Here is a 23,051-nt window from a genome sequence, read left to right on the forward strand (position 1 = left end):
CAGCAGGACGCTGGCTTTTTATAAAGCACTGTGAATTTATTTACTATTAGAATTTATCAGAGAGCATAAACCATAACAATGCCAATATAATAAGTGCACCTAGTACCGTTTGAATTAAGAAAAAGGCTTGGTGCTGTCCCACTACTCTACCTAACGTCAGACCTAGTGCATTGTACTTAATTGGTTGAGCATCGACGTCGCCTGTTTCTTCTTGCTCTTTATAATAACCTTTTAATATTTTCAAGAATTGCTTCCATTCATTAGGGGCCCAGTTATAGGGTTTAAAAGGCATAAGAGCCTTCGCTTTAGGATCACTAATCATCCATCGTTCAAGGATGATGGAGCGTAACGACCATCCAGTAAATCCACGCTCGCTAATCTCCGAAAACTCTAAAGTCTGTATATCTTTGTGTCTATCATCTAATAAAAGACGGTTTTTTAAATTGGTTAATACTTGCTCTGACCCTTCTACGCACTGAAAAAAATAACCATTGCCATAACAAAGTACGCCAGTAATGTTATCGTCCTTATTGTTTTTTATAGAACATTCAGCGATGTCATTTAATGTACTAGCGCCTGATAATCCAGTGGAAGTAATTCGGCTAACATATACAAACTGATAAAGATCTAATTCTTCTGATTTGTTTATAGTAGTAATGTCTGACAAGTAAATGCCCCTTAAAGTCAAGCGAAAGAACGCCCATAATTTTCAAAATAAAGAAACAAGCCTAAAAATAAAATTTCGTATCTCGTCATATTATTGATATTATAGGTTTTATTATTAATTGTATTAACTTAGTTACATGATAAGGCAGTTTGGTCAACTAAGCAACTTAATATGTAACCTAGATCTAGAAAATTGTAACCAGACAATGTTCTATACTTTCTCTTATATTCGGAAATGTAGATATATCAAGGGCTAACGCAGTCTATGACCAAGAAAACAGGAAATAAAAATTTTGTTACTGCGCTACGTTAATACTACACTAATAGACACTTATAATTATTGAGATCAATAAGAATGATAGATAGCGTATCAAGATTACTATTTATAACTAATATCATTGATGGAAGTAGAGATATAGAAAGAGGGAAATCTTAATTTTGAGCGGTTAGGATGGCTGTTAATAATATAGCATCGTCAGGATAGGTCAGTTTGATGTTTTGACGACTGCCATTAACCAGTCGAATAGGAAGTTTTAGGTGCTCAAAAGCACTGGCCTCATCTGTAATCATAAGCTGATGTTCAGACACATAAGCCAATACTTGCTGCAATTGACCCAAGCGAAATACTTGCGGCGTTTGCGCTTGCCACATATTACTACGATCAATCGTACGTGTAGTATAAGGATGCGCGCTACTGCTAGTCATAGCATCACTTATAGAAGGTATATCTGCAAGTTCAGATGTAGCGTTGGATTGCAGATAGGACTCTTTTAGAGTATCGGCGACAGGAGTAGCCAGAATAGCGCCATACGGCTCCAGCATTGCCGCTTCGATCACTTTATCGATATCAAGACTTGGAACAGCAGGACGCGCGGCATCATGAATCAAAACCAAATCTGAATCTGTAGCACCTGCGTTACTAATTGCCTTGACACCTGCTAGTACCGATTGCCAACGTTCCGTACCACCGATGGTATAATGTATAGGAAGCTTAAAATCAAGCGTCTGCGCCGTATTGTCATTTGCCGCTATCACCAATAGGCACTCATCAATATACGCACTACTAGCAAGTCTTGCTACGCTGTTTTGTAGTAGCGTCTGCCCTTGCAATTTTATATATTGCTTAGCAATAGATGCACCGAAACGACTACCGCGACCTGCAGCGACAATCATCGCGTGTACACTAGGTTTGGTATTCATAACATGCTACTCATGGTTATAGCCCATCAGAACCTTGCTCAAAAAAGACAAACTTTAAGAGTTAATATAAAGTTAAATAGAATCGTCGTCGTATAGGGAGGGTTTGATGAAATCTCAACAAAGCTACTGACGACTATGGGTGGTGGGTGCGGTTGATACTTGTACAAAAGTCTCGTTTGGCTTGATCAACCCTAAGTCTAAACGAGCGTGCTCTTCTACTGCTTCAAGACCGTTTTTTAGGTCGTGTACATCAGTACGTAATAGGTTATTGGCCGCCACTTGGTTGTCATTTAGGCGCTGCTGATCTTCGATTTGAGTAAGCAGTTTATTATGCTCAAATCGACCATTTTCACCCAACCAATACTGATATTGCAGCCCTAATAGTACTGCAACAGCTAAAGCGAGTAATATAAATTGGCTAAAGTATTTCATAAAACGATAACGCCAAATAATATAAAGATATCAAATAAAAACTAGCTAAGCTTACTAGACAATATATAAATCTCCATATATCGTCTAGTGTTAACCACCAATACAGCTTAAGTATTAACCACGTAGACCGATGAACTCTTCACGGCCACGATAGCTTGCACGTACTTGTTGCTCAATACGCAACAGCTGATTGTATTTCGCTACGCGATCTGAACGGCAAAGTGAACCAGTTTTGATTTGGCCTGCCGCTGTACCAACTGCCAAATCTGCAATCGTGCTGTCTTCAGTTTCGCCTGAGCGATGTGAGATAATCGTTGCGTAACCGTTTTTCTTCGCAAGATAAATCGCATCTAGGGTTTCTGATAAAGTGCCGATTTGATTAAACTTAATCAAAATTGCATTGGCAATATTTTTATCGATACCTTCTTGCAAGATAGCAGGATTGGTCACAAATAAATCATCACCGACCAACTGTACTTTATCACCAATTTGCTCAGTCAAATATTTCCAGCCGTCCCAATCAGACTCATCAAGACCGTCTTCGATAGAGATGATCGGATACTGGCGCGCCAGTCCTACTAGATAGTCTGAAAAGCCTTGGCTATCGAAAGCCTTGTTACCCTCACCTGCCAGAACGTATTGACCATTCTTATAAAACTCAGTAGCAGCGCAGTCTAAAGCCAAATGAATGTCTTCACCAGCCTTATAACCGACTTGCTCAATCGCTTGCATGATAACGGTAATGGCCTCTTCGTTGCTACGCAAGTTTGGGGCAAAGCCGCCTTCATCACCAACTGCTGTATTTAGACCTTGTGATTTTAGGACAGACTTTAAGCTATGAAAAATCTCAGTGCCAGCGCGTAGTGCTTCTGAAAAGCTGGTAAAACCAACTGGCTCAATCATAAACTCTTGGATATCAACCGTATTATCCGCGTGCTCACCACCGTTTAGAATATTCATCATCGGTACAGGCATCGTCAAAGAGGTCTGATTACGTAAGTCAGCAATATATTGATGTAATGGCAAATTTTGTGATTTGGCAGCAGCTTTGGCAGTCGCTAGAGAAACCGCTAGCATGGCATTAGCGCCTAGGTTGTCTTTGTTTTCTGTACCGTCTAGCGCAATCATCGCATCATCGATGCTTTGCTGCTCAGTGACATCTTTGTCCATTAATGCACTGCGAATTTGACTGTTGACATTGGCAACGGCTTTTTTGACGCCTTTACCCATGTAGCGAGATTTGTCGCCATCACGCAGCTCAAGCGCCTCACGTGAGCCAGTTGATGCGCCACTTGGGGCAGCAGCACGGCCAATAGTACCATCAGCTAAGATAACATCGGCTTCAATCGTTGGGTTACCGCGCGAGTCTAAAATCTCACGAGCGCGAATGTCTTTAATTGCGGTGACGTTGGTAATTTCTTCAGCGTACATAATGTCTGTTAATTCCTTTGGTCATGCCAAGTTTGTGGGATAAAAAACGGCAACTAGAATACAAAAAATAAAGCAAAATATCTTATAGCGTATATATTTGAAACAATGATAAACCCTTATTCAATCATCTGTTTTCAAGTGGCATTGAAGGTTTATTTGATACAATAATACTCGGCTATAGTGCTTGGCATCATAGCATATATTTAGTCAAACTTCCCTTATCTTACACCAACTTGCGTCCATAAAACCAAACTTACATATGACGCTGGCCGTTATTATCTCGTTTAAGTGCATATATTGTTAAAAAATATCTTTTTTAGGTCTTTGATGGGTCATAGCTATCAAGATTAGACGTAGATACTGTATTATCAAGCTCAACCTTCATCTTAAACTGTGTTAATCGTAGCGCATTCATCAATACTGAGATAGAGCTTAGCGCCATAGCAGCGGCAGCTATCATGGGATTTAAAAAACCAAAAGCGGCAAGCGGTATACCTAAACAGTTATAGATAAAGGCAAAGAATAAGTTTTGTTTGATATTGCGTAACGTTGCTTGAGCGATCTTTTGTGCCGCATCTATATGCATGAGCGACTCGCCCATCAAACGTGCAGAAGCACTATGCTGAGCGACATCTGTCCCCTCAAACATCGCAAAGCTTGCATCAGCGGTGGCCATCGCTGGCGCATCATTGACCCCATCTCCTGCCATCGCAACTTTATGACCTGCCGTTTGCAGTACGGCAATTTGGCTGGCTTTATCACGCGGGCTCATCTTGCCATAAGCTTTTTCGATACCCAACTGTCCTGCCACATGATCGACGACCGACTGCTTATCACCACTCATCAAAATGACATTGATGCCAGAATCTTGTAGTGCATTAATAGCCTGCGAGGTATCAGTCTTTAGATCATCAGCCAAGGCAAAAGCGCCTAAGGGTTCATCATTGACACTGACGGCAACCGTACTGGCAATCTGCCACACCTTTGGCATCAGCTTAGGTAAACTTAAACTGGCAAACTCTGCCGTACCGACCTTGACCAGACCAAGACCTTCTATGTTTGCTTGTATACCAGCACCTTTGATGACGCTGATATCAGTGACCGTCAACAACGACAGATTGCGCGCTGTTGCCGCATTAATGAGTGCCGTTGCCAACGGATGACTGGCATGTGCTTCAACACTTGCAGCAATTTGCAATACGTCATCTATAGGTAAGGACTTATCGACCATAACTTGGTCAACGATGGTAGGTTTGCCGACAGTCAATGTACCGGTTTTATCCAACACGACAGTATCAATATTGCCTGCTGCCTCAAGGCTTTGCGCATCTTTAAACCAGACGCCATGACGCGCAGCGACACCCATGCCCGCCATGATAGCCGCTGGCGTCGCCAATCCAAGCGCACAGGGACACGCAATCACCAACACCGAAACTGCATGCATTAAAGCGGTATCAATCGTACCGGTCAGCCACCATGTCAGCGCAAAAGTGACGATAGCAATGGCCACAACGACTGGGACAAATACTGCTGTTACTCTATCAGCCAGACGCGCCAAATTGGCTTTGGAGCCTTGCGCATCGCTAAGAGCTTGCACCATATCACCAAGTTTGGTATCGCTACCTTTTGCACTGACGCGATATAACAAGCTACCGTTTTCGACCAAAGCGCCTGCAAGCAGCTCATTGCCTTCTTCTTTTTTTAGAGGGACAGACTCGCCAGTTAAATGACTCTCTACGCACCAGCCACTACCACCAATGACCACACCATCGGTGGCAACACGACTGCCTTGCTTGGCACGCAGGATATCTCCGACCTGCACGTCTTGCAGTGCGACATTGTGAAAGTCGCCATTTGACTGTTGTTGTTCGACTTCATCTGGCGTCAATGACAACAATAGATCGATACTATTAAGGCTATGCTTTTTAGTGCGTTCTTCTAGATACTTACCAGTACGAACAAAAGCAATGACCATGACCCCTGCTTCAAAATATACTGCAGGGCCATGTCCACCGCCATGGCTATTTTGCAGTAAACTGTTTAATGTGCCATCGCCATGCGTGAGCCATAAATAGGTTGAATACGCCCAAATAGTCACTGTACCAATGACGACCAGCACATCCATATTGGCAAGACCACCTTTGATGGACGCCCAAGCACTTTTATAAAACGGCAACGCCAAGCCAAATTGTACAACGGTTGCAAGGATAAATTGAATCCAAACAGGCGGCATCCACGCCATACCCTGTCCAAAGAGCATCCCCGCCATACCGACTAAAAACGGTACCAAGCAGACCCATAGCGCAATTAATCGCCATGGATACTCTGTCGCGGTATCTTTATCCGTCTTGGCAAACAAGTTATCAGCGGCCTGCAAGTTTGCGACAAAACCTGTTTTATTCACCCACTCTGCGACTTGTTCAGGTGTTGTCTGCGCTGGATCATAATCGACATTGGCGGTCTCACCTGCGAAGTTTACATTCACTTCATAAACTGAGGGTTTCTTATTAAGGACTTTTTCGATTCTAGACGCACAGGCCTGACATGTCATACCATCAATGGCTAATTGCAAGTGCGCGCGTTGAGGCTCAAGCAGCGTATTAGACTGAATATCAGTGTCGACATCATAAGATTGGTCATTGGCAGTACGGATAGAATCATTCATAAGTAAGACTCGTTACAACGTTGATGAAGCATTTATAGAACGTTATGAGCTATAAAAAAGGCTAGCAATTAGATAAAAGTCTAAGTAAATCAGGAAGTTTAGTTAGGTCTGTGTATGGGTATTTAGTTTGTCGCTCTCACAAAATATTTGTATCATTATACTAAAATACATATTATCGATATATAGTAGATGGTTGTGACGACTAAAATTTCAAGGGTATACCATTAAACAAAGCAAATACAGATGCTAGATATGAGTATAACTACTAACTATGACTTATAGTCACCACATAGCCATAAAAAAGCCATTAAAAAAACCAGCCATCATAGCTGGTTTTATGGTAGAAAAAAGTTTAAGAGTTGGCGACTGTGGCATCAAATCCTGCTTCATCGATAGCAGACGCAATAGCCTCTGCGCTGGTCTTACTATCGTCGAAAGTCACCGTTGCTAGATTGTCAGCAAGATCGACAGAAATAGTGTCTATACCATCAATACTGTCAGTCGCAGTATGCACACTTGCCACACAACCGCCGCAAGTCATACCGTCGATTTTGATAATACGTGTTTGGCTTGCCATGTTGAGCTCCTTATTATTATAAATTAATGAATTGCTTGTATGAAAATCTAGTAATTAACTATTAAAGACTTATCAAAACAACGTTCGACTAGCATAAGCCGAATCATCGTTAACAACAACACCTTTTGGTTATCACTTTATTAAAGAATAATAGCTTTTTGCTAACATGATAAGATTATTTAGTTATCATAATGTGGATTTTGCGGTGCATCAATAGGATATGGCTGGGTCACATAATCGACCGTACTAATCGCAGCTGTTAGGGCGTGAATACTGGTATCGGTATCATCGTAGCGCACGGTTGCGATGCTACTCGCTGCATCAAGATCTATCGCCGTCACGCCTGTGATATTCTTTAACGCTATCATAACACTGTCTAACCCTTCAGCGTCATCAATATTCTCGATACTCACTTGTGCCGTCTGAATTGCCATTATGCTGTCCTCTTTACCTATCGATTAATGGGTATCTAATACTTCAAAGCCTTTGACCAAATCATCAATTTGCTTGAGCTGGCGCAAGAACGGCTCTAATTGACTGGTTCTCAAGGCGCATGGCCCATCACATTTTGCCGTTTCTGGGTTTGGATGCGCCTCTAAAAATAGCCCTGCTAGTCCCGTTGCCATACCAGCACGTGCAAGGGTGGTAATCTGCTCACGGCGACCGCCTGCACTATCACTACGTGCACCTGGCTGCTGCAGACTATGCGTCACATCAAAAAATACTGGGATATCCATTTGCTTCATGGTATCAAACCCGAGCATATCGACGATCAGATTATTATACCCAAAGGCGCTGCCACGCTCACATAGAATAAGTTTGTCGTTACCACCTTCCAAGCACTTATTGACGATATGTCGCATCTCATGCGGCGCTAAAAACTGTGCCTTTTTGATATTAATAATCGCGTCTGTCTTTGCCATTGCATGGACTAAGTCAGTCTGACGCGATAAAAACGCAGGCAGCTGAATAATATCAGCAACCTCAGCGACTGGTGCTGCTTGATATGGTTCGTGCACGTCAGTAATGATCGGTACTTGGAACTTTTCTTTAATTTGTCCTAGCCAATCGATACCCTGCTCTAACCCAGGACCACGATACGAATGCAGGCTTGAACGGTTGGCTTTATCAAAGCTGGCTTTAAATACGTAGCCTATCCCCAAACGCTGGCATATCTCAACATACTGCTCAGCAATCTCAAATGCTAATTCTTTGGACTCCAAGACATTCATACCGCCAAATAATACAAATGGCTGATCGTTACCGATATTTATCGTCTTATTATTAGGCGTGTTAAGCTGAATATGCGATTGAGCTGTAGATAAATTATCCATGAAACAGTTGTCCTCTTTATAGTTATCAATATCTCTATCCGCTATTGTAACCGATGGCTCAATTAAAAAAAGTGTCTAAGCGTAATTAGTGACGACAGACAAATGGTAAATGGACATATACAAATATTATGAAAGTCCAGCCAACTATCACCTCATAAAAAAAGACCAATCCGAAGATCAGTCCTTTAATTAATACAATAGCTGTAATAAAAGCCTAAAACCCTACTTAGCTTCGCTATAGTTCTTTGCAGCTTTCACAAAGCTATTAAACAGGGGATGACCACCGCGTGGCGAGCTGGTAAATTCAGGATGGAACTGTACCGCGATAAACCAAGGATGATCACTAATCTCAACCGACTCAACCAGATGCTGCTTGGCTGAATAACCTGATATAGTCATGCCTGATTGCTCTAATGGCTCGATATAACGGTTATTCATCTCATAACGATGACGATGACGCTCGGTGATATTACTAGCACCATAGATTTGGCTTAATTTGCTACCAGAAACCAGTTCAGCTTGCTGTGCACCCAGACGCATCGTCCCACCAAGATCTGAATCATCGCTGCGAATCTGTAGCTCACCGCGCTCATCTAACCACTCAGTAATCAGACCAATGATAGGCTCTGCAGTCTTGCGATCAAATTCAGAAGAGTTAGCATCAATTTTGATTACATTACGAGCATACTCAATTACTGCTAGCTGCATACCAAGGCAGATACCTAGATATGGAACGTTGTTTTCACGAGCATAGGTGATGGCCTGTATCTTGCCATTCGTACCGCGCTCTCCAAAACCACCTGGCACTAAGATGGCATCAGCATCATTTAACTGCGTCAGTAAGCTCTCATCATCTTCTAAATGCTCAGCATCAATGTAATTGATTTTGACATCTGCTTTATGAGTAATACCAGCGTGTAGCAATGCTTCGTTGATAGATTTATAAGCATCAGGCAATTCGACATACTTGCCAACCATAGCTACAGTGACGGTTGATTCAGGGTTTAGCTGAGCCTCAACTACCTTGTCCCAATCGCTCAGATCCGCTTCGGGTACATCAAGACCAAAACGCTCACAAATCAAATCATCAAGGTCTTGCTCATGAAGGGTACGCGGTATCTGATAGATACTCTGGGCATCTTCACACATAATGACCGCACGCTCTTCGACGTTGGTAAATAGCGCAATCTTACGGCGGTTGTCTTGTGAGATATGATGATCAGAGCGGCAAATCAAAATATCAGGCTGAAGGCCAATCGAACGCAGCTCTTTGACTGAATGCTGAGTGGGTTTGGTTTTGGTTTCACCTGCACTAGCAATGTAAGGCACGAGCGTTAAATGCATTAGCATGGCTCTATTACGACCAAGCTCCACTTGCATCTGGCGTACCGCTTCCATAAAAGGGAGTGATTCAATATCACCGACCGTACCGCCAATCTCGATAATGGCGATATCATAGCCTTCGCCACTGGCAAGAATCTTACTCTTAATCTCATCAGTGATATGCGGGATAACCTGCACCGTACCGCCAAGATACTCACCGCGGCGCTCTTTATTCAATACGTTTTGATAAATGCGACCACTGGTAAAGTTGTTACTTTTACTCATCTTAGAATGACGTAAAAAACGCTCATAATAGCCTAAATCTAAATCCGTCTCCGCCCCATCTTCAGTGACGAAAACTTCACCATGCTGGAACGGACTCATCGTCCCTGGATCAACGTTGATATACGGATCCATCTTGGTCATGGTTACACTCACACCGCGCGCTTCTAATATCGCGGCAAGGGAAGCTGCGGTAATACCTTTCCCTAGTGAGGACACTACCCCACCGGTCACAAATATAAACTTGGTCATAGTACTCTATCGGTAATTGGTAAAAGAGGATTTTACTAAAAATACACCATAAAATATAGGGCAAAAACTCAAAGTCTCTTAAACTCTTAGGTTTTACTGGCTGTTACCCTATTAAAGTTGGCACAACGAAAAAACCCACCCCGAAGGATGAGTCTTTTAGCATTATATGGTTATGATGATTATCTATCATTTGGACGATTTTAAAATAAAGACTACTTAGATAAAAGCCATTAGAACAGATATTCCAAACCGCCACCAATGGCTAAGACCCTGATATCTGCGACAGAGTTGGTAGGATCTAAAGGACTGGTATAATCGGCTGAGTTTTGACCAACATAAGCGTGAGCGATCACATTATCTTTCAACTCGTACTCACCGCCCAATACAATCTGATTCGAGTCATTGTTACTGATACCGTTTAGGTTGTCTGTCCTATTGTATTGAAGATAAACAGAAGCTGGGTGAGCAAAGTTCTCTAATGCCATTTTGCCACTGACTATCAGGCCTTTTTCTTTATCAGAGCCTGCAAAGTCATAGTCAGCTTGCTGGTACACTGCCCCTAAAGTTAAGGGAGTGGATATATCTATATATTTATCTAAATCGACGGTTACCGTACCACGAAAGGCATCGCCGCCATAGTGTATAAGACCTTCAGCATTATCATCAGTGACAAAATCTAAGGTATTAATACTACCACTCGCCTCAATATCTTTACTATAAGCAAGAGCGGCTGTATAGCCTGTTCCTTTATCTAGCTTCACCGCCGCTCCATAGCCATCTTTACTGTCATCGTCATCATCAAGACTTTCATCAGCTGCATACTGTAGTACCAATTCCAGACCATTATATTCGGGTGCAATCCACAACGCTGAGTTATTTTGGCGTGTATAATCAAGCATATTCAATGCAGCAACACCGCCATTATCATTAAGCGTTCTTTTACCTAAATTATCCCAGTAAGCTCTATTGAATATAGGACCATACAAATAGCTAAAGACCGATGAGTTGCGACCAAAGCGAAACTCGCCATAGTCTGGGTTCTTTAAACCCAAGTAAGTATCACGACTTGTAAAAGTATGACTGTCATCGCCATCGATCTCGACTTCATACTCTAGTTGATACACGACATCAGTATTAGCAGTGATAGCTTCAGAGCCTCTAAAACCCAATCTTGATGAGTGAGAGCCGACTTCCAATAAATTCCTATCAGGTTCTTTAGAGTTATTATTGTTATTAATATTGTCGGCTTTAGCACTGACATAATCAGCAGATACAAATACTTTGCCATAGAGCTCTGGTGCGGCTTGAGCAGTAGGTACAGACATAGTTAAAACGGCTGGAATTAAGAGGAGTTTTTTCATAGTAGATATCTACTCTAATACTTGGTGATTACATAAGCGGGTTATTAACCGCATTATAGTCTACTCAAGGAACCACACAAAACCTAGAATGGCCTTGCGTTTTTACGTTTTTTCTGTCTGTTCTAAAACAAAATCAACACAACAAAAAAAACTCACCCCGAAGGATGAGTTTTTTAGAAGCAAATTCTAGTTCATACTAGAATAAGTATTCTAGGCCAGTACCAACTACGATTACTTCAGCGTCACCTCTTGGTGCAACTTCAAGTTCAGCTGGATTATAACGTACGTTATCAGCTTTGTTCATACCAGCATAGGCATGTGCAATGATGTTGTCTTTATACATGTACTTGCCACCAACAACGATTTGGTCTGAATCAGCATTATCAAAACCGTTTAGGTTTGATGTGTTGTTATACTGAGCATAAACAGACGCTGGACGGGCAAAGTTAGTTAAACCCATTTCAGCACTGATTATAAAGCCTTTCTCGTCTTCATCACCGCTATCGTCACCATCGTAGTCAGCTACTTGGTATAAGGCGCCTAATTGTACTGGATAAGCCATGTACTTACCTAGATCTACAGTAGCAGTACCGCGAATGATGTCACCTTCGATGTTTTGATCTTTGTCATAAGCAATACCTGCAGTGAAGCCAGTACCTTGATCAAATAGCGCTGCTACACCAAAACCTTCGTTATCATTGCCATTTACATCATCAGAGCTGTACATAGCAGACAGTTGTACTGGTAGACCTTCATACTTTGGTGCAGTCCAGATAACTGAACTATTGATACGACCACTATCAGCCATATTTAACGCTTCAACAACCTCACTTTCATTTTGAGTTTGACCTAAGTTATCCCAGTAACCTTGGTTCACTACAACGTTGTCAATACGCGCTAGGCTAGATTGGTTTTTACCAACACGGAACTCACCGAATTGCTTGTTTACCACACCAAGATACGTATCACGGTTAGTGAAGGTAGCATTATCGCCATCAATACTTGTGCCATACTCTAACCGATAGATCACATCAGTATTAGCTGTCATGGCTTCAGAACCTTTAAGACCAATACGTGAAGCATGAGAATTAATCTCTAACGTATCTTCGTCGTACATGTTACCAGAAGGACCATCAAACTCAGCGTTCTCATAGTCAGCTGCTAAAAAAGCTTTACCGTATAGAGTTGGTGCTGCATTGGCTGCAGATACAGATAAAGCAGCAACGGCTGAAGCTAAAAGTAGTTTTTTCATGGGTGTATCTCCACTTTACAATTTTAGTAATGAGCGAGCTGTTATTAGCTAATGCTCAAAAAGGTATCGTCACAAATCCTCAAAGATATAATGTGTAACTGGCTACCGAGATTAGTCAGAAACAAGTGTGGCGAAGTTCTATTACCGTAAGATGAAAAAAACCATGACTTACATAACTGATACTGACCGCGTAACCATTATGTAAACTTAGGTCTTTAACGCTCTAGTGCGTAACATCCGTTACCAAACTCATACTTCGCCTACAAGCATAACAACTCTGACATAATTTGCAACATCTTTTTTACTGCTTAATCACAGAATGTTGCTCAAATATTTATAAGACAAAATTCGAGAACTATTTAGCAATTAGAAATGAATACCCATAAAAAAACCACCAGCCTTTGAAAAGACTAGTGGTCATGCTTATAACCATGATTAGCAAAGCTACTTATTGATAGCCTAATAAGATCTAGAAACCCCTCAAAACTTATGATAGCCTAATAAGATCTAGAAACCCCTCAAAACATCCTAAAAAATATTTTCAATTTTTATAAAAATAGTGAGTATTTTGATAAAGAATGTTCCGTTATAGGGTTAATAATGGCTCATTTGGCTACTTAATCAGCTTATACGTTGGCTTTTAAGTCCAAACGGGCTTGATGTAATAGTGGTTCAGTATAGCCACTTGGCTGCTCGCGTCCCTTGAATACAAGATCACAGGCGGCTTTAAACGCATACGAATGCTCAAAGTCAGACGCCATTGGCTGATAATCTGGGTCATCTGCGTTTTGCTCATCCACGACTTTTGCCATGCGTTTCATCGCATCCATGACCTGCTCTTCACTAACGACGTTATGGTGTAACCAGTTGGTGATGTGTTGACTTGAGATACGTAAAGTAGCGCGATCTTCCATCAAGCCGACATCGTTGATATCTGGCACTTTAGAGCACCCAACCCCTTGGTTTACCCAGCGCACGACATATCCTAAGATACCCTGAGCGTTGTTCTCAAGCTCTTGTTGCTTCTCTTCTTCTGTCCAGTTGGTGTCTTTGGCCAATGGAATGGTCAAGATATCATCTAAGCTTGCACGCTGGCGCGATTTTAGACTGTCTTGGACATCAGCGACGTTTACTTGATGATAGTGCATGCTATGCAAGGTTGCGCCAGTTGGAGATGGCACCCATGCAGTATTGGCACCCGCTTTTGGATGCGCCGCCTTGGTATCCATCATCTCTTTCATCTCGTCAGGCTTCGCCCACATACCTTTACCAATCTGAGCATGACCTTGCAAACCAGTCTCTAGTCCGATATCAACGTTCCACTGCTCATAGGCTGGTTGCCATGCCTGCGACTTCATCTCACCTTTGGGTACAAATGCTCCAGCATTCATGCTGGTATGCATCTCATCGCCAGTACGATCTAAAAAGCCTGTGTTAATAAAGATGACGCGCTCTTTTGCTTGACGGATGGCTTCTTTTAGGTTGACCGTCATGCGGCGCTCTTCATCCATAATGCCGATTTTGATCGTATTGCGCTCTAAGCCCAACAAGTCTTCTGAGGCGTTAAATAAGTCATTGGCCATTTTGACTTCTTCAGGACCATGCATTTTTGGTTTGACGATATACATTGAGCCTGTGCGAGAGTTCGACAGCTCATTTCTTCCTTTTATATCATTTAAAGACAATAACGGCGTGATTAAACCATCCATTAACCCTTCAAATATCTCTTCAGGCCCATCACCTAAGTCGACTAAAATGGCAGGATTTTGCATCAAGTGACCGACATTACGAATGAGTAGCAGTGAGCGACCAGGTAGGATCAGCTTACCGCCATCTGGCGTGTTGTATTCACGATCTGGGTTTTGTTTACGCGTACGAGTCTTGCCGCCTTTTTCAAAGGTCTCTTGCAAGTTGCCGTTCATAAGACCAAACCAATTGCGATACACTTCAACCTTTTCTTCTGCATCGACAGCAGCAATGGAGTCTTCGCAGTCTTGAATAGCGGTAATGGCAGACTCTAGCAGTACGTCTTTAATATTTGCAGGATCGTCTTTGCCTACTGGATGACTGCCATCAATCTGAATCTCAACGTGTAGATTGTTATTCTTTAACAAAACACCTGACGGACTGTCAGCCTCGCCGACATAACCGACGAACTTTGCTGGATCTTGTAACTGCGTACTGCCCTCGCTCAGCGCAACTTCGAGGTTGCCATCGACTACTTTAAAACCTGTAGCATCGCTGTAAGAGCCTGATGCCAATGCAAAATTATCATCTAAGAAGTTTTTGGCATAAGCGACGACCGCAGCACCGCGAGTAGGATTGTAACCCCCTGTTGCTTCTTGGCCATTGTCGTCACTAATCACATCAGTGCCGTATAACGCATCATAGAGACTGCCCCAACGTGCGTTGGTAGCATTTAGGGCATAACGAGCGTTACGCACAGGTACGACCAACTGTGGTCCTGCGATGTTAGCAATCTCGTCATCGACGTTTTGGGTGCTTACTTTAAAGTCTTCGCCTTCTGGTAATAGATAACCGATATCTTTTAAGAAAGCTTTATAAGTAGGATAGTCAATCTCACCATCTTTAGTAGGATGGTCCAAATGCCATTGATCAATCTGACTTTGCATTTTGTCACGGATAGCCAGTAGCTCTTTATTACGCGGAGTAAACTCTTTGACAACCTTTTCAAAACCTGACCAATAACTATCCGAATCAACGCCAACTTTAGGCAGTACTTCATTTTCAATGAAGTTATACATTTGCTGATCGATTGCGAGAATGCCTTTTTGGATACGATTAGAGTGAGAAGTCTGGTTCATAGTGGTGTCCTTATCTGTTGATGATAGAATTCAATGGTGGTTTATTATAATAGCGGTTACGCTTGGGAGATGTTTAGCACCCAGTGTTCAATCCAAATTTGAATAGAGTGCCAAGCAAGTATTGTAGAGCTTGATGTAAACTATATAGATTAGACGCTCAACATCTGATAACAGTTAAGACAGCGCTACCTATACAGTTGTGGTACTGACAGTATGTATTACAACATCGTTGATGATTGCCATACTGACAATTGATATTAGAATAAAATACCTCTAAAACGAAATATTATCCTACTATCAAATAACGAAATAAACAACAGCGAGACATTCATCAAATAAATGTTTAAGCTGTATAAAAATGATAACGTAGAATCCATAAGCTTTTGAAGCTATAACAAATACTACTCAACGAAATGACTTAAGGGTAAGTATAAACTGTAAGCAATGGTTACAGAGTGGAATATTATCAGCAGTGGCTTTAGCAGTCTCTCACTGTTTGCATGAATGGTTAATGATTCATGTAATGACAGCCTACTGTTATACTGTGTCGCCCACAGATTGAACTGTCTGTTTTTTATTCATTTTGCTCATTATTAGTGCTGACAATATCAGTGCTAACTAGATGGGTGCTAACTCCAGCCAGTTCGAAATAAAATCGTTACGTTAATAGCCAGTAGTAGAGAACCTCATGAGTGATGTAATAAATAATATAAACGATAATACTTTTCAAGACAACAACCGTCAAAACGACGACAGTATTGATATTACCCAATTACGGACACCTATTAAGGTAGACATGTCTCCTATCTACGAATTCTTGGGTAGTCGAACCACACAAACTTGGGTAGACGCTGCTATTGCTAACTTACCACTAATCATCCAAGACCATGCCAATTGTGAAAAGAAAGCGGCAGGGACTGCGATGAATCTACTGTTTCGTTACGAGTTCTCTTATGATTTACAGCGTAAACTGGCCCAGCTGATACGCGAGGAGATGCTCCACTATGAACAAGTACTTGGCATCATGAATGAGCGCGGTCAAGATTGGACGTATCTTAGTGCTGGTCGTTATGCAAAAGGTATGTTAAAGCATAAACGTACTTATGAGCCAGCTGCTATGGTAGATGTTCTCATTATTGGTGCCTTTATAGAAGCACGCTCTTGTGAGCGTTTTGCAGCTCTTGCAGAGGTCATTGATGATGAGCGCTTAGCCAAATATTATCGTTACTTACTCAAGTCAGAAAGTCGCCATTTTAAGGATTATCTGGCACTCGCTCAGTCATTATGTGATGACAATATCGATGATCGTGTGGCACTATTTAAAGAAGTAGAAGCAGAGCTAATATCCAGTCCAGATAGTGAGCTGCGCTTTCACAGCGGTACACCAATGTAAGGACGATTTATAATATATAGTCTCATAATAATAGAAGATACTACTACTGACTAAGGTTTTTTACGTAGCCAGTGGTAGTACCTTTCAGTTATAGCACCTTTGTCTTTTATGGTGACATGACTTTTATAACATCACGTAAGCTGCATGAGGCAAATCGTTCGACTTTACTTTATTTTCTAACCTTTACGATTTACAAAGGTACTCGCTACTTGTCATCTTCCATAAGTGGGCTATCGTATTGCTTGACATCTTTTGCGATATTATGCGGATCATGATCATCGCTTTTGCGTTCGGCAGCGGCTGGGTTCGCTTTTTGCAAAGCATCATCAGGCACAATACCGTTATTATCATCTGCGTCTTTTAATTCATAGTCTTTATCAACATTGTTGTTTTTATTAACACTGTTGTCTTGTGGCGTACTCATCAGCTTTCCTTATTATTATAGTGACCAGTTAAATTAAATACAGACCATTTTATACAGGACTTATAAAGAAAATACACGGTATCACTTACTAACGAATTGAATTCTTTTCGTCTGGATTTAAAGTACGTGACTGGGCATTGGCAACACTAGCATAGCGATTTGTATCAGTAATCTCTTCGCTTTTGGGCGCTGAACTACCAACGGTTTCTTCGTTGATGTCATCATCAAACGCTGTACCGCCTTCTTGATCGCGGCGATCAGGCTGACGTGCTGGATTATCACCATCATTTACATGCTCTGAGTCAACCACTTCATCATTGAAGGTATCAGTCCCTTTATTAACTGAGGTATTGGCCTCAATTTCATCACGACTGTCATGAAAATCTTCTTTATCGGTCGTGGCTGACTTTTCCGACAATGGCGGATTGCTCACATCATCACGTTCTAAGTTGTTACGCTCTAGATTATTGCGTTCTAAATCGTTACTGCGTAAGTCCTTTTTGTCTACACCGCTATCTACACTATCGTCTATAATAGGCGTCTTGGTCAGGGCAGGATCTTTAGTTTGCATGAATATTTCCTTATCTTTTTATTATAAAGTTATTGAATTGGTCGAGGAATGATTAAAAGCTTATAGAGTCCTATGGGTTGTTCTTTTGACTTAAGTCATGAGCATTTAGATCAGCGACATTTTTGCCTCCTGGAGGCAGATCCTCTTCCTTACGGGGATCAACAAACACTTCATCTGTTTCTTGAGATGTCTGCTCTGGCCCATCTATATTTGGCTCATACTTACGACCTTCATAACTGTCTTTAGGGTTCTCTGGGCGCGCGGACGCAGGATCATCCATTGGCACGGCTTCTTCATTATTTGGACGAGTATTGTCTGGCATAGCATGTTCCTCGCGTTTATAGTCTAATATGGTCTGAAAGTTTCTTTAAGATACTGAGGTTATACCTTAATACGGTTATAACTCTAAATATAAGTTATTTGTCTGTACGCAGATTTTCTTCAATGAAAGGCGTCTGCTCTTTCTCGCTTAGATCTTCGGCAGTATTAGTCTGATTGGTATTGTTTAGGTTTTTATCAATCTGTTGGCTATCTACTTGTTCTGCAGCTTTTTTGACATCTGAAACGTCGTTATTTGTATCACTCATAGTAAGTTCCCACCTTTCTTTATTATCTGTCATCGGTTTATAAAATTGTCTTTATTATTTAAATCTACAACAATTATATGTGCCAAGTAATTGATAGCACTAGTGTACTGCCGTATCAATATGTGAATAAATGTGATGTTAAAAGACAGTTTGTAACCTTAGACAGCGGACGATTGATAACAGTCGGCTACTTATATTTTTTGTATGTCTTATGCAATTTGGCAGAACTCACGACACGCGCTAACAAAATTTGCTACCATATATTTTTAAAAACCACGTATCTTTAAAAAAGTGACTCATCGTTTATTGTCTAGGTAATCAAATTATGGCCAAAAATGCCCTACAAGCTCAACTTTTAAAAGCTGGCTTGGTTGATAGCAAAAAAGCTAAAAAGTTAAACAAACAGTCTCAACATGCCAAACGTACTGGTGACTCATCAAATGTTGAGGCCAAAAAGGCTCTGGCAGAAGCACAGGCAAAAAAGGTAGAAAAGGATCAGAAGCTCAATCAAGAAAAACAGCAAATCTTAGAACAAAAAAACGCTAAAAGCTAATATCATTCAAATGATCAAACAGCATCAGATTAAAGAGACACTCACGGGTACAGAAAGTGATGTTAGCTATCAATTCGTTGATCAGTCTAAAATAAAAAAGATCCATATCACTCCAAAACTGTATGATCAGGTAGTGGCTGGTCATGTGGTTATTGCGCGACTAGAAGAGGGATATGCGCTACTTCCCCGCCCGTTAGCAGATCGTATAGATGCCAAGTTAGAAGGGTTTATCGTCGTGTCCAACGACAAGTCAGACACTGAGATAGATGATGAGGATCCTTATGCAGCCTATGTGATCCCAGATGATCTGATGTGGTAGGGATTGTTAGGTTTTTTCACCAACGTGATTGATGGTTTTTAATAAATGCTCTTGGGCAATATGTAGTGGCTCGCCCGCTGCTGGCTGCACCTGCTCCCAACACCCATTACCATCGAGCGTCCATGCTTGTACATTGTCTTGTAGATAGCTTTGTAAACCATCTTGATAAATTTGAGCAAATATCTTTTTGTCTTCAATTGGGAACGCAACTTCGACCCGGTGGAATAAGTTGCGATCCATCCAGTCAGCACTGCCACAATATATCCGTTCATCACCAGCATTGTAAAAGTAGTAGATACGAGTATGCTCTAAAAAGCGACCGATGACTGAGCGCACTGTGATATTTTCAGACAGTCCTTGTACTTGTGGACGTAAGCAGCACATAGACCGTAAGATCAGCTCAATCTTAACCCCTGCTTGCGAGGCATCGTATAACTTACCTATCAGACGACGTTCAGTCAGAGCATTGGCTTTAACAATGATATGCGCACGCTTGTCTGCTTTAGCATGAGTGATTTCATCATCAATAAAGCTCATCAACTTTTCATGTAAAGTAAAAGGGGCATGTAACAGTTTTTTGAGATTGGCAGGTTTGCCCATCCCCGTTAGCTCCTGAAATATCTTGTGCACATCTTCTGAGATATCAGCGTCAGCGGTAAACAAACCGTAGTCCGTATAGACCTTGGCGTTAGCTGCATGGTAGTTACCCGTCCCTAGATGCACATAACGACGGATTTTGTCCTCTTCACGGCGTATGATGAGCATCAGCTTGGCATGGGTTTTGTAGCCGACGATACCATAGACCACGACCGCCCCTGCTTCTTGTAAATAATTGGCAACCGCAATGTTGGATGCTTCATCAAAACGTGCGCGTAACTCAATGATAGCGGTAACTTCCTTACCATTACGGGCAGCAGCAGCGAGCGCTTGTACGATTTCTGAATTGGTACCTGAACGATACAAAGTCTGTTTAATCGCTAAGACTTTTGGATCGCTGGCAGCTTGCCACAATAAGTTCACCACCGGTGAGAACGCATGAAAAGGATGATGCACTAGGACATCACTTTTACGCATGGCAGCAAACATACTCGTCGCCTTTTCAAGTTTGTCAACCTCCCTACGAAAAGCTTTTGGCACGACATGGGTAAACGGCTGATAACGCAGCGCTGGAATATTAAAATCAAAGAGCAGACGCGTTAGGTTTACTGGTCCATTGACACGGTACAATTGATTGTCATGTAACTCAAACTCATTGAGCAAATAATCACTGATGGGCGTTGGGCAATCGGTGGTGACTTCAAGCCGCACTTTATCGCCAAAACGGCGATTTTCAAGCTCACCTTCAAGCGCTTTAGCGATATCTTCGACATCATCTGCCAAGTCCAAATCTGCATTGCGCGTCAGTCGAAACTGATGACAGCCTGTCACATTCATCCCAGGGAATAGCTCACCAATATGTTCATGAATAATAGCAGAGAGCATGACATGGTGCTCTTTACCGCCCGTCAATTCATCAGGCAGGCGAATGACGCGCGGCAAACTACGGGGTGCAGGCACAATAGCCAGATTGATATCGCGACCAAAAGCATCTTTGCCTTCTAACGTTGCGATAAAGTTTAGGCTCTTATTAACCAAGCGCGGGAACGGGTGGGCAGGGTCAATACTAATGGGCGTTAGTACTGGCGATACTTGCTCCGTAAAATAACGCTTCATCCATGCTGACTGATCAGCATTCAATTCATCGCGTTTTAGATAACGGATATCTTCTTTGGCGAGGGCTGGTAGGATGTCTTCATTAAGAATACGGTATTGCTCATCTATGGCTTCGTGCGCAATGGCTGATATCTCATTCAATACCTCGCTAGGACGCATGCCATGAGCGCTTGTTGAGACATCTCCGATATTAAGCTTTTGCATGATACCTGCGACACGAATCTCAAAAAACTCATCGATGTTTGATGAAAAAATAATCAAGAAAAACAAGCGCTCAAGTAATGGATGTCGCGGGCTTGCCGCTTGTGCTAATACCCGTAGATGAAATTGCAATAAAGACAAGTCGCGATTGATATAACTACTGGGTGAGTAGCTGCCGTCTTCTGAGCGTTGCCAAGCTATCTGAGTGAGACTGTGATCTTGTGTTTGATCAGGCTTATCGATATTGTCGCGTTCTGTAGTAACGTTTGATGCATGGTTGGCAGTGCTCATATCGCAGTCCTTTATAGTTATGTATCGTGGCTAAACCTTTATTCCGGTGAGCTTTATCATTGTCAGCAAGCTTCATCATTGATAATCAGACTTTGCTTTTATCAAACTATGCTGCTTGCGGCAAGACAGCATTTTTCATACGTTTTTTGATAATCCGCTGCTTGTTACGCAAACGTCTATCGCCTTGATTGTCTTCATAGTACTTGGGATTGGTCAACATACTAATCAGTAATGCTGACTCATCACGATTCAGATTGGCAGCGGATTTATCAAAATAGTGCTGCGCTGCGGCCTCGATACCATAAATACCGTTACCAAACTCTGCCACATTTAGATACGCAGTCAAAATACGCTGCTTGTCCCATAAGCTTTCCATCATAACAGTGACGATTGCCTCCTCGCCTTTACGAATATACGAGCGATGCGAGGTCAAAAACAAGTTCTTTGCCAGTTGCTGACTAATCGTTGAGCCACCAGCGGACATCTTGCCTGTCTCTTCATTCTTTTTACGTGCCGCCTCTATACCTTTGAGATCAAAACCATTGTGCTGACTAAATGTTGAGTCTTCGCTGACAATCGCTGCTTGTTTGGCAGATTTGGCAATGTCGTCATACTCTACCCAAGTTTGAGTGACTGTGCCGCCCATGAGTCGATGAGTTAGCATAAACATACTGTTATTGACTGGCTGGGTTTTCCAAATCAATAGCAAACCTGCCACCAGTATATGGAATGCTACCACCAACAACATTAGCGCCAGTAATAATCGTTTAATAAACTTGCCAAAACTTGCCATGCGCAAAGTATCCAAATAATGAGAAATATTAAAAGTTGTCAGTTAATAATTAATAGCAAGCTATCTTACCTAATCTCACAATCGCTGTCATTATCGCTGCCACTTCTTTATGATATAAAAATTGGCAGCCATTCAGTTTTAAGAGTAAAAATATGACTATAGACAATCACAATGATAAAAAAATGATAGCCGATACAGCCGTACCAAAGCTACGCGCGCGTATTACTGCGACTATACCAACTTTGGGTCGTCCTACTATACAAGCTTCGCAACAATGGTGGCTGCTTGGCACCTCTAACTGTCATTTATGTGAAGTGGCAGAACAGCTTATCAAACGCTTACAAGCGGTAGTACCTATCACTTATCAATATGTCGATATTGCAGATTTTGATGAAGACTTAATGATGCAATTTGCAACCGTCATTCCTGTCGTTCTCACACCAACTCAGTGCTTAAACTATCCGTTTTCGGTAATGGATTTGCAGCAACTGCTTTAATCTTACCTTATCTTTATTAAACTACTCTTTTTTATCAAATCACTGTTTAATCTTTATTAAACCGTTTTTTAATTTAAATTTTAAATTTTTTTATTATCAACGTCTTTAT

20 protein-coding genes and 1 pseudogene are annotated in these 23,051 nt (G+C 41.7%); 3 read left to right on the forward strand and 18 right to left on the reverse strand.

Annotated elements, in window-relative coordinates; all coding sequences use genetic code 11:
* Nucleotides 1–46: 46 nt before the first annotated feature.
* The 12 genes from PENNN9_RS08140 to PENNN9_RS08195 all read right to left on the reverse strand — a co-directional run bounded on the left by PENNN9_RS08140 (nt 47) and on the right by PENNN9_RS08195 (nt 15,600).
* On the reverse strand, nt 47–667 hold the full coding sequence (locus PENNN9_RS08140) for a BLUF domain-containing protein (RefSeq protein ID WP_227511766.1): 621 nt from the start codon (nt 665–667) through the stop codon (nt 47–49).
* Between the two features lie 431 nt (nt 668–1,098).
* Nucleotides 1,099–1,866 (reverse strand): IspD/TarI family cytidylyltransferase, encoded by a 768-nt coding sequence (locus PENNN9_RS08145; RefSeq protein ID WP_058369201.1) that lies wholly within the window; start codon nt 1,864–1,866, stop codon nt 1,099–1,101.
* Between the two features lie 123 nt (nt 1,867–1,989).
* Complete coding sequence (locus PENNN9_RS08150) at nt 1,990–2,298, reverse strand: FtsB family cell division protein (RefSeq protein ID WP_058369202.1); 309 nt, start codon at nt 2,296–2,298, stop codon at nt 1,990–1,992.
* A 114-nt stretch (nt 2,299–2,412) separates the two neighbouring features.
* Nucleotides 2,413–3,729: a phosphopyruvate hydratase gene (eno, locus tag PENNN9_RS08155; protein WP_058369203.1), complete on the reverse strand. Its 1,317-nt coding sequence runs from the start codon at nt 3,727–3,729 to the stop codon at nt 2,413–2,415.
* Nucleotides 3,730–4,045: 316 nt separating this feature from the next.
* Nucleotides 4,046–6,394, reverse strand: a complete 2,349-nt coding sequence (locus tag PENNN9_RS08160) for a heavy metal translocating P-type ATPase (RefSeq protein WP_058369204.1) — start codon at nt 6,392–6,394, stop codon at nt 4,046–4,048.
* A 352-nt stretch (nt 6,395–6,746) separates the two neighbouring features.
* On the reverse strand, nt 6,747–6,971 hold the full coding sequence (locus PENNN9_RS08165; RefSeq protein WP_058369205.1) for a heavy-metal-associated domain-containing protein: 225 nt from the start codon (nt 6,969–6,971) through the stop codon (nt 6,747–6,749).
* A 179-nt stretch (nt 6,972–7,150) separates the two neighbouring features.
* Complete coding sequence (locus PENNN9_RS08170) at nt 7,151–7,405, reverse strand: heavy-metal-associated domain-containing protein (protein ID WP_058369206.1); 255 nt, start codon at nt 7,403–7,405, stop codon at nt 7,151–7,153.
* Nucleotides 7,406–7,429: 24 nt separating this feature from the next.
* Nucleotides 7,430–8,305 carry a 3-deoxy-8-phosphooctulonate synthase gene (gene kdsA / locus PENNN9_RS08175; RefSeq protein WP_058369207.1) on the reverse strand — a complete coding sequence of 292 codons (876 nt, stop codon included), beginning with the start codon at nt 8,303–8,305 and terminating at the stop codon, nt 7,430–7,432.
* A gap of 222 nt (nt 8,306–8,527) precedes the next feature.
* Nucleotides 8,528–10,162, reverse strand: coding sequence for a CTP synthase (locus PENNN9_RS08180; RefSeq protein WP_058369208.1), 1,635 nt, complete (start codon nt 10,160–10,162; stop codon nt 8,528–8,530).
* A gap of 230 nt (nt 10,163–10,392) precedes the next feature.
* A complete protein-coding gene (locus PENNN9_RS08185) occupies nt 10,393–11,487 on the reverse strand; it encodes a porin (protein ID WP_227511767.1) in 1,095 nt (364 codons plus the stop codon).
* A gap of 232 nt (nt 11,488–11,719) precedes the next feature.
* A complete protein-coding gene (locus tag PENNN9_RS08190; RefSeq protein ID WP_058369210.1) occupies nt 11,720–12,775 on the reverse strand; it encodes a porin in 1,056 nt (351 codons plus the stop codon).
* A 626-nt stretch (nt 12,776–13,401) separates the two neighbouring features.
* Complete coding sequence (locus PENNN9_RS08195; RefSeq protein ID WP_058369211.1) at nt 13,402–15,600, reverse strand: malate synthase G; 2,199 nt, start codon at nt 15,598–15,600, stop codon at nt 13,402–13,404.
* A gap of 688 nt (nt 15,601–16,288) precedes the next feature.
* Here PENNN9_RS08195 and PENNN9_RS08200 point away from each other — a divergent pair.
* On the forward strand, nt 16,289–16,993 hold the full coding sequence (locus PENNN9_RS08200) for a tRNA-(ms[2]io[6]A)-hydroxylase (RefSeq protein WP_058369212.1): 705 nt from the start codon (nt 16,289–16,291) through the stop codon (nt 16,991–16,993).
* A 205-nt stretch (nt 16,994–17,198) separates the two neighbouring features.
* Here PENNN9_RS08200 and PENNN9_RS08205 read toward each other — a convergent pair whose 3' ends face one another.
* The 4 genes from PENNN9_RS08205 to PENNN9_RS12820 form a co-directional block, all read right to left on the reverse strand.
* Nucleotides 17,199–17,417, reverse strand: a complete 219-nt coding sequence (locus PENNN9_RS08205; protein WP_058369213.1) for a hypothetical protein — start codon at nt 17,415–17,417, stop codon at nt 17,199–17,201.
* Between the two features lie 88 nt (nt 17,418–17,505).
* The gene (locus PENNN9_RS08210; RefSeq protein ID WP_075102797.1) at nt 17,506–17,988 is read right to left on the reverse strand and encodes a hypothetical protein; all 483 of its coding nucleotides are present in this window, start codon (nt 17,986–17,988) and stop codon (nt 17,506–17,508) included.
* Nucleotides 17,989–18,058: 70 nt separating this feature from the next.
* Entirely contained in the window at nt 18,059–18,310 is a 252-nt protein-coding gene (locus PENNN9_RS08215; RefSeq protein WP_058369214.1) for a hypothetical protein, read from the reverse strand.
* A 94-nt stretch (nt 18,311–18,404) separates the two neighbouring features.
* Nucleotides 18,405–18,575 (reverse strand): hypothetical protein, encoded by a 171-nt coding sequence (locus tag PENNN9_RS12820; protein ID WP_178379339.1) that lies wholly within the window; start codon nt 18,573–18,575, stop codon nt 18,405–18,407.
* A gap of 325 nt (nt 18,576–18,900) precedes the next feature.
* On the opposite strand from PENNN9_RS12820, the pseudogene PENNN9_RS08220 reads away from it, so the two are divergent.
* A pseudogene (locus PENNN9_RS08220) lies at nt 18,901–19,447 on the forward strand (DUF2058 domain-containing protein).
* Nucleotides 19,448–19,453: 6 nt separating this feature from the next.
* On the opposite strand, the gene ppk1 reads toward PENNN9_RS08220, so the two are convergent.
* Nucleotides 19,454–21,652, reverse strand: coding sequence for a polyphosphate kinase 1 (gene ppk1 / locus PENNN9_RS08225; RefSeq protein ID WP_058369215.1), 2,199 nt, complete (start codon nt 21,650–21,652; stop codon nt 19,454–19,456).
* 106 nt (nt 21,653–21,758) lie between these two features.
* Complete coding sequence (gene mtgA, locus PENNN9_RS08230; protein ID WP_058369216.1) at nt 21,759–22,445, reverse strand: monofunctional biosynthetic peptidoglycan transglycosylase; 687 nt, start codon at nt 22,443–22,445, stop codon at nt 21,759–21,761.
* A gap of 152 nt (nt 22,446–22,597) precedes the next feature.
* Here mtgA and PENNN9_RS08235 point away from each other — a divergent pair, with 152 nt between their 5' ends.
* Entirely contained in the window at nt 22,598–22,942 is a 345-nt protein-coding gene (locus PENNN9_RS08235; protein ID WP_227511768.1) for a glutaredoxin family protein, read from the forward strand.
* Nucleotides 22,943–23,051 lie beyond the last annotated feature (109 nt).

The organism is Psychrobacter sp. ENNN9_III (assembly GCF_001462175.1).
Classification (GTDB): Bacteria; Pseudomonadota; Gammaproteobacteria; order Pseudomonadales; family Moraxellaceae; genus Psychrobacter.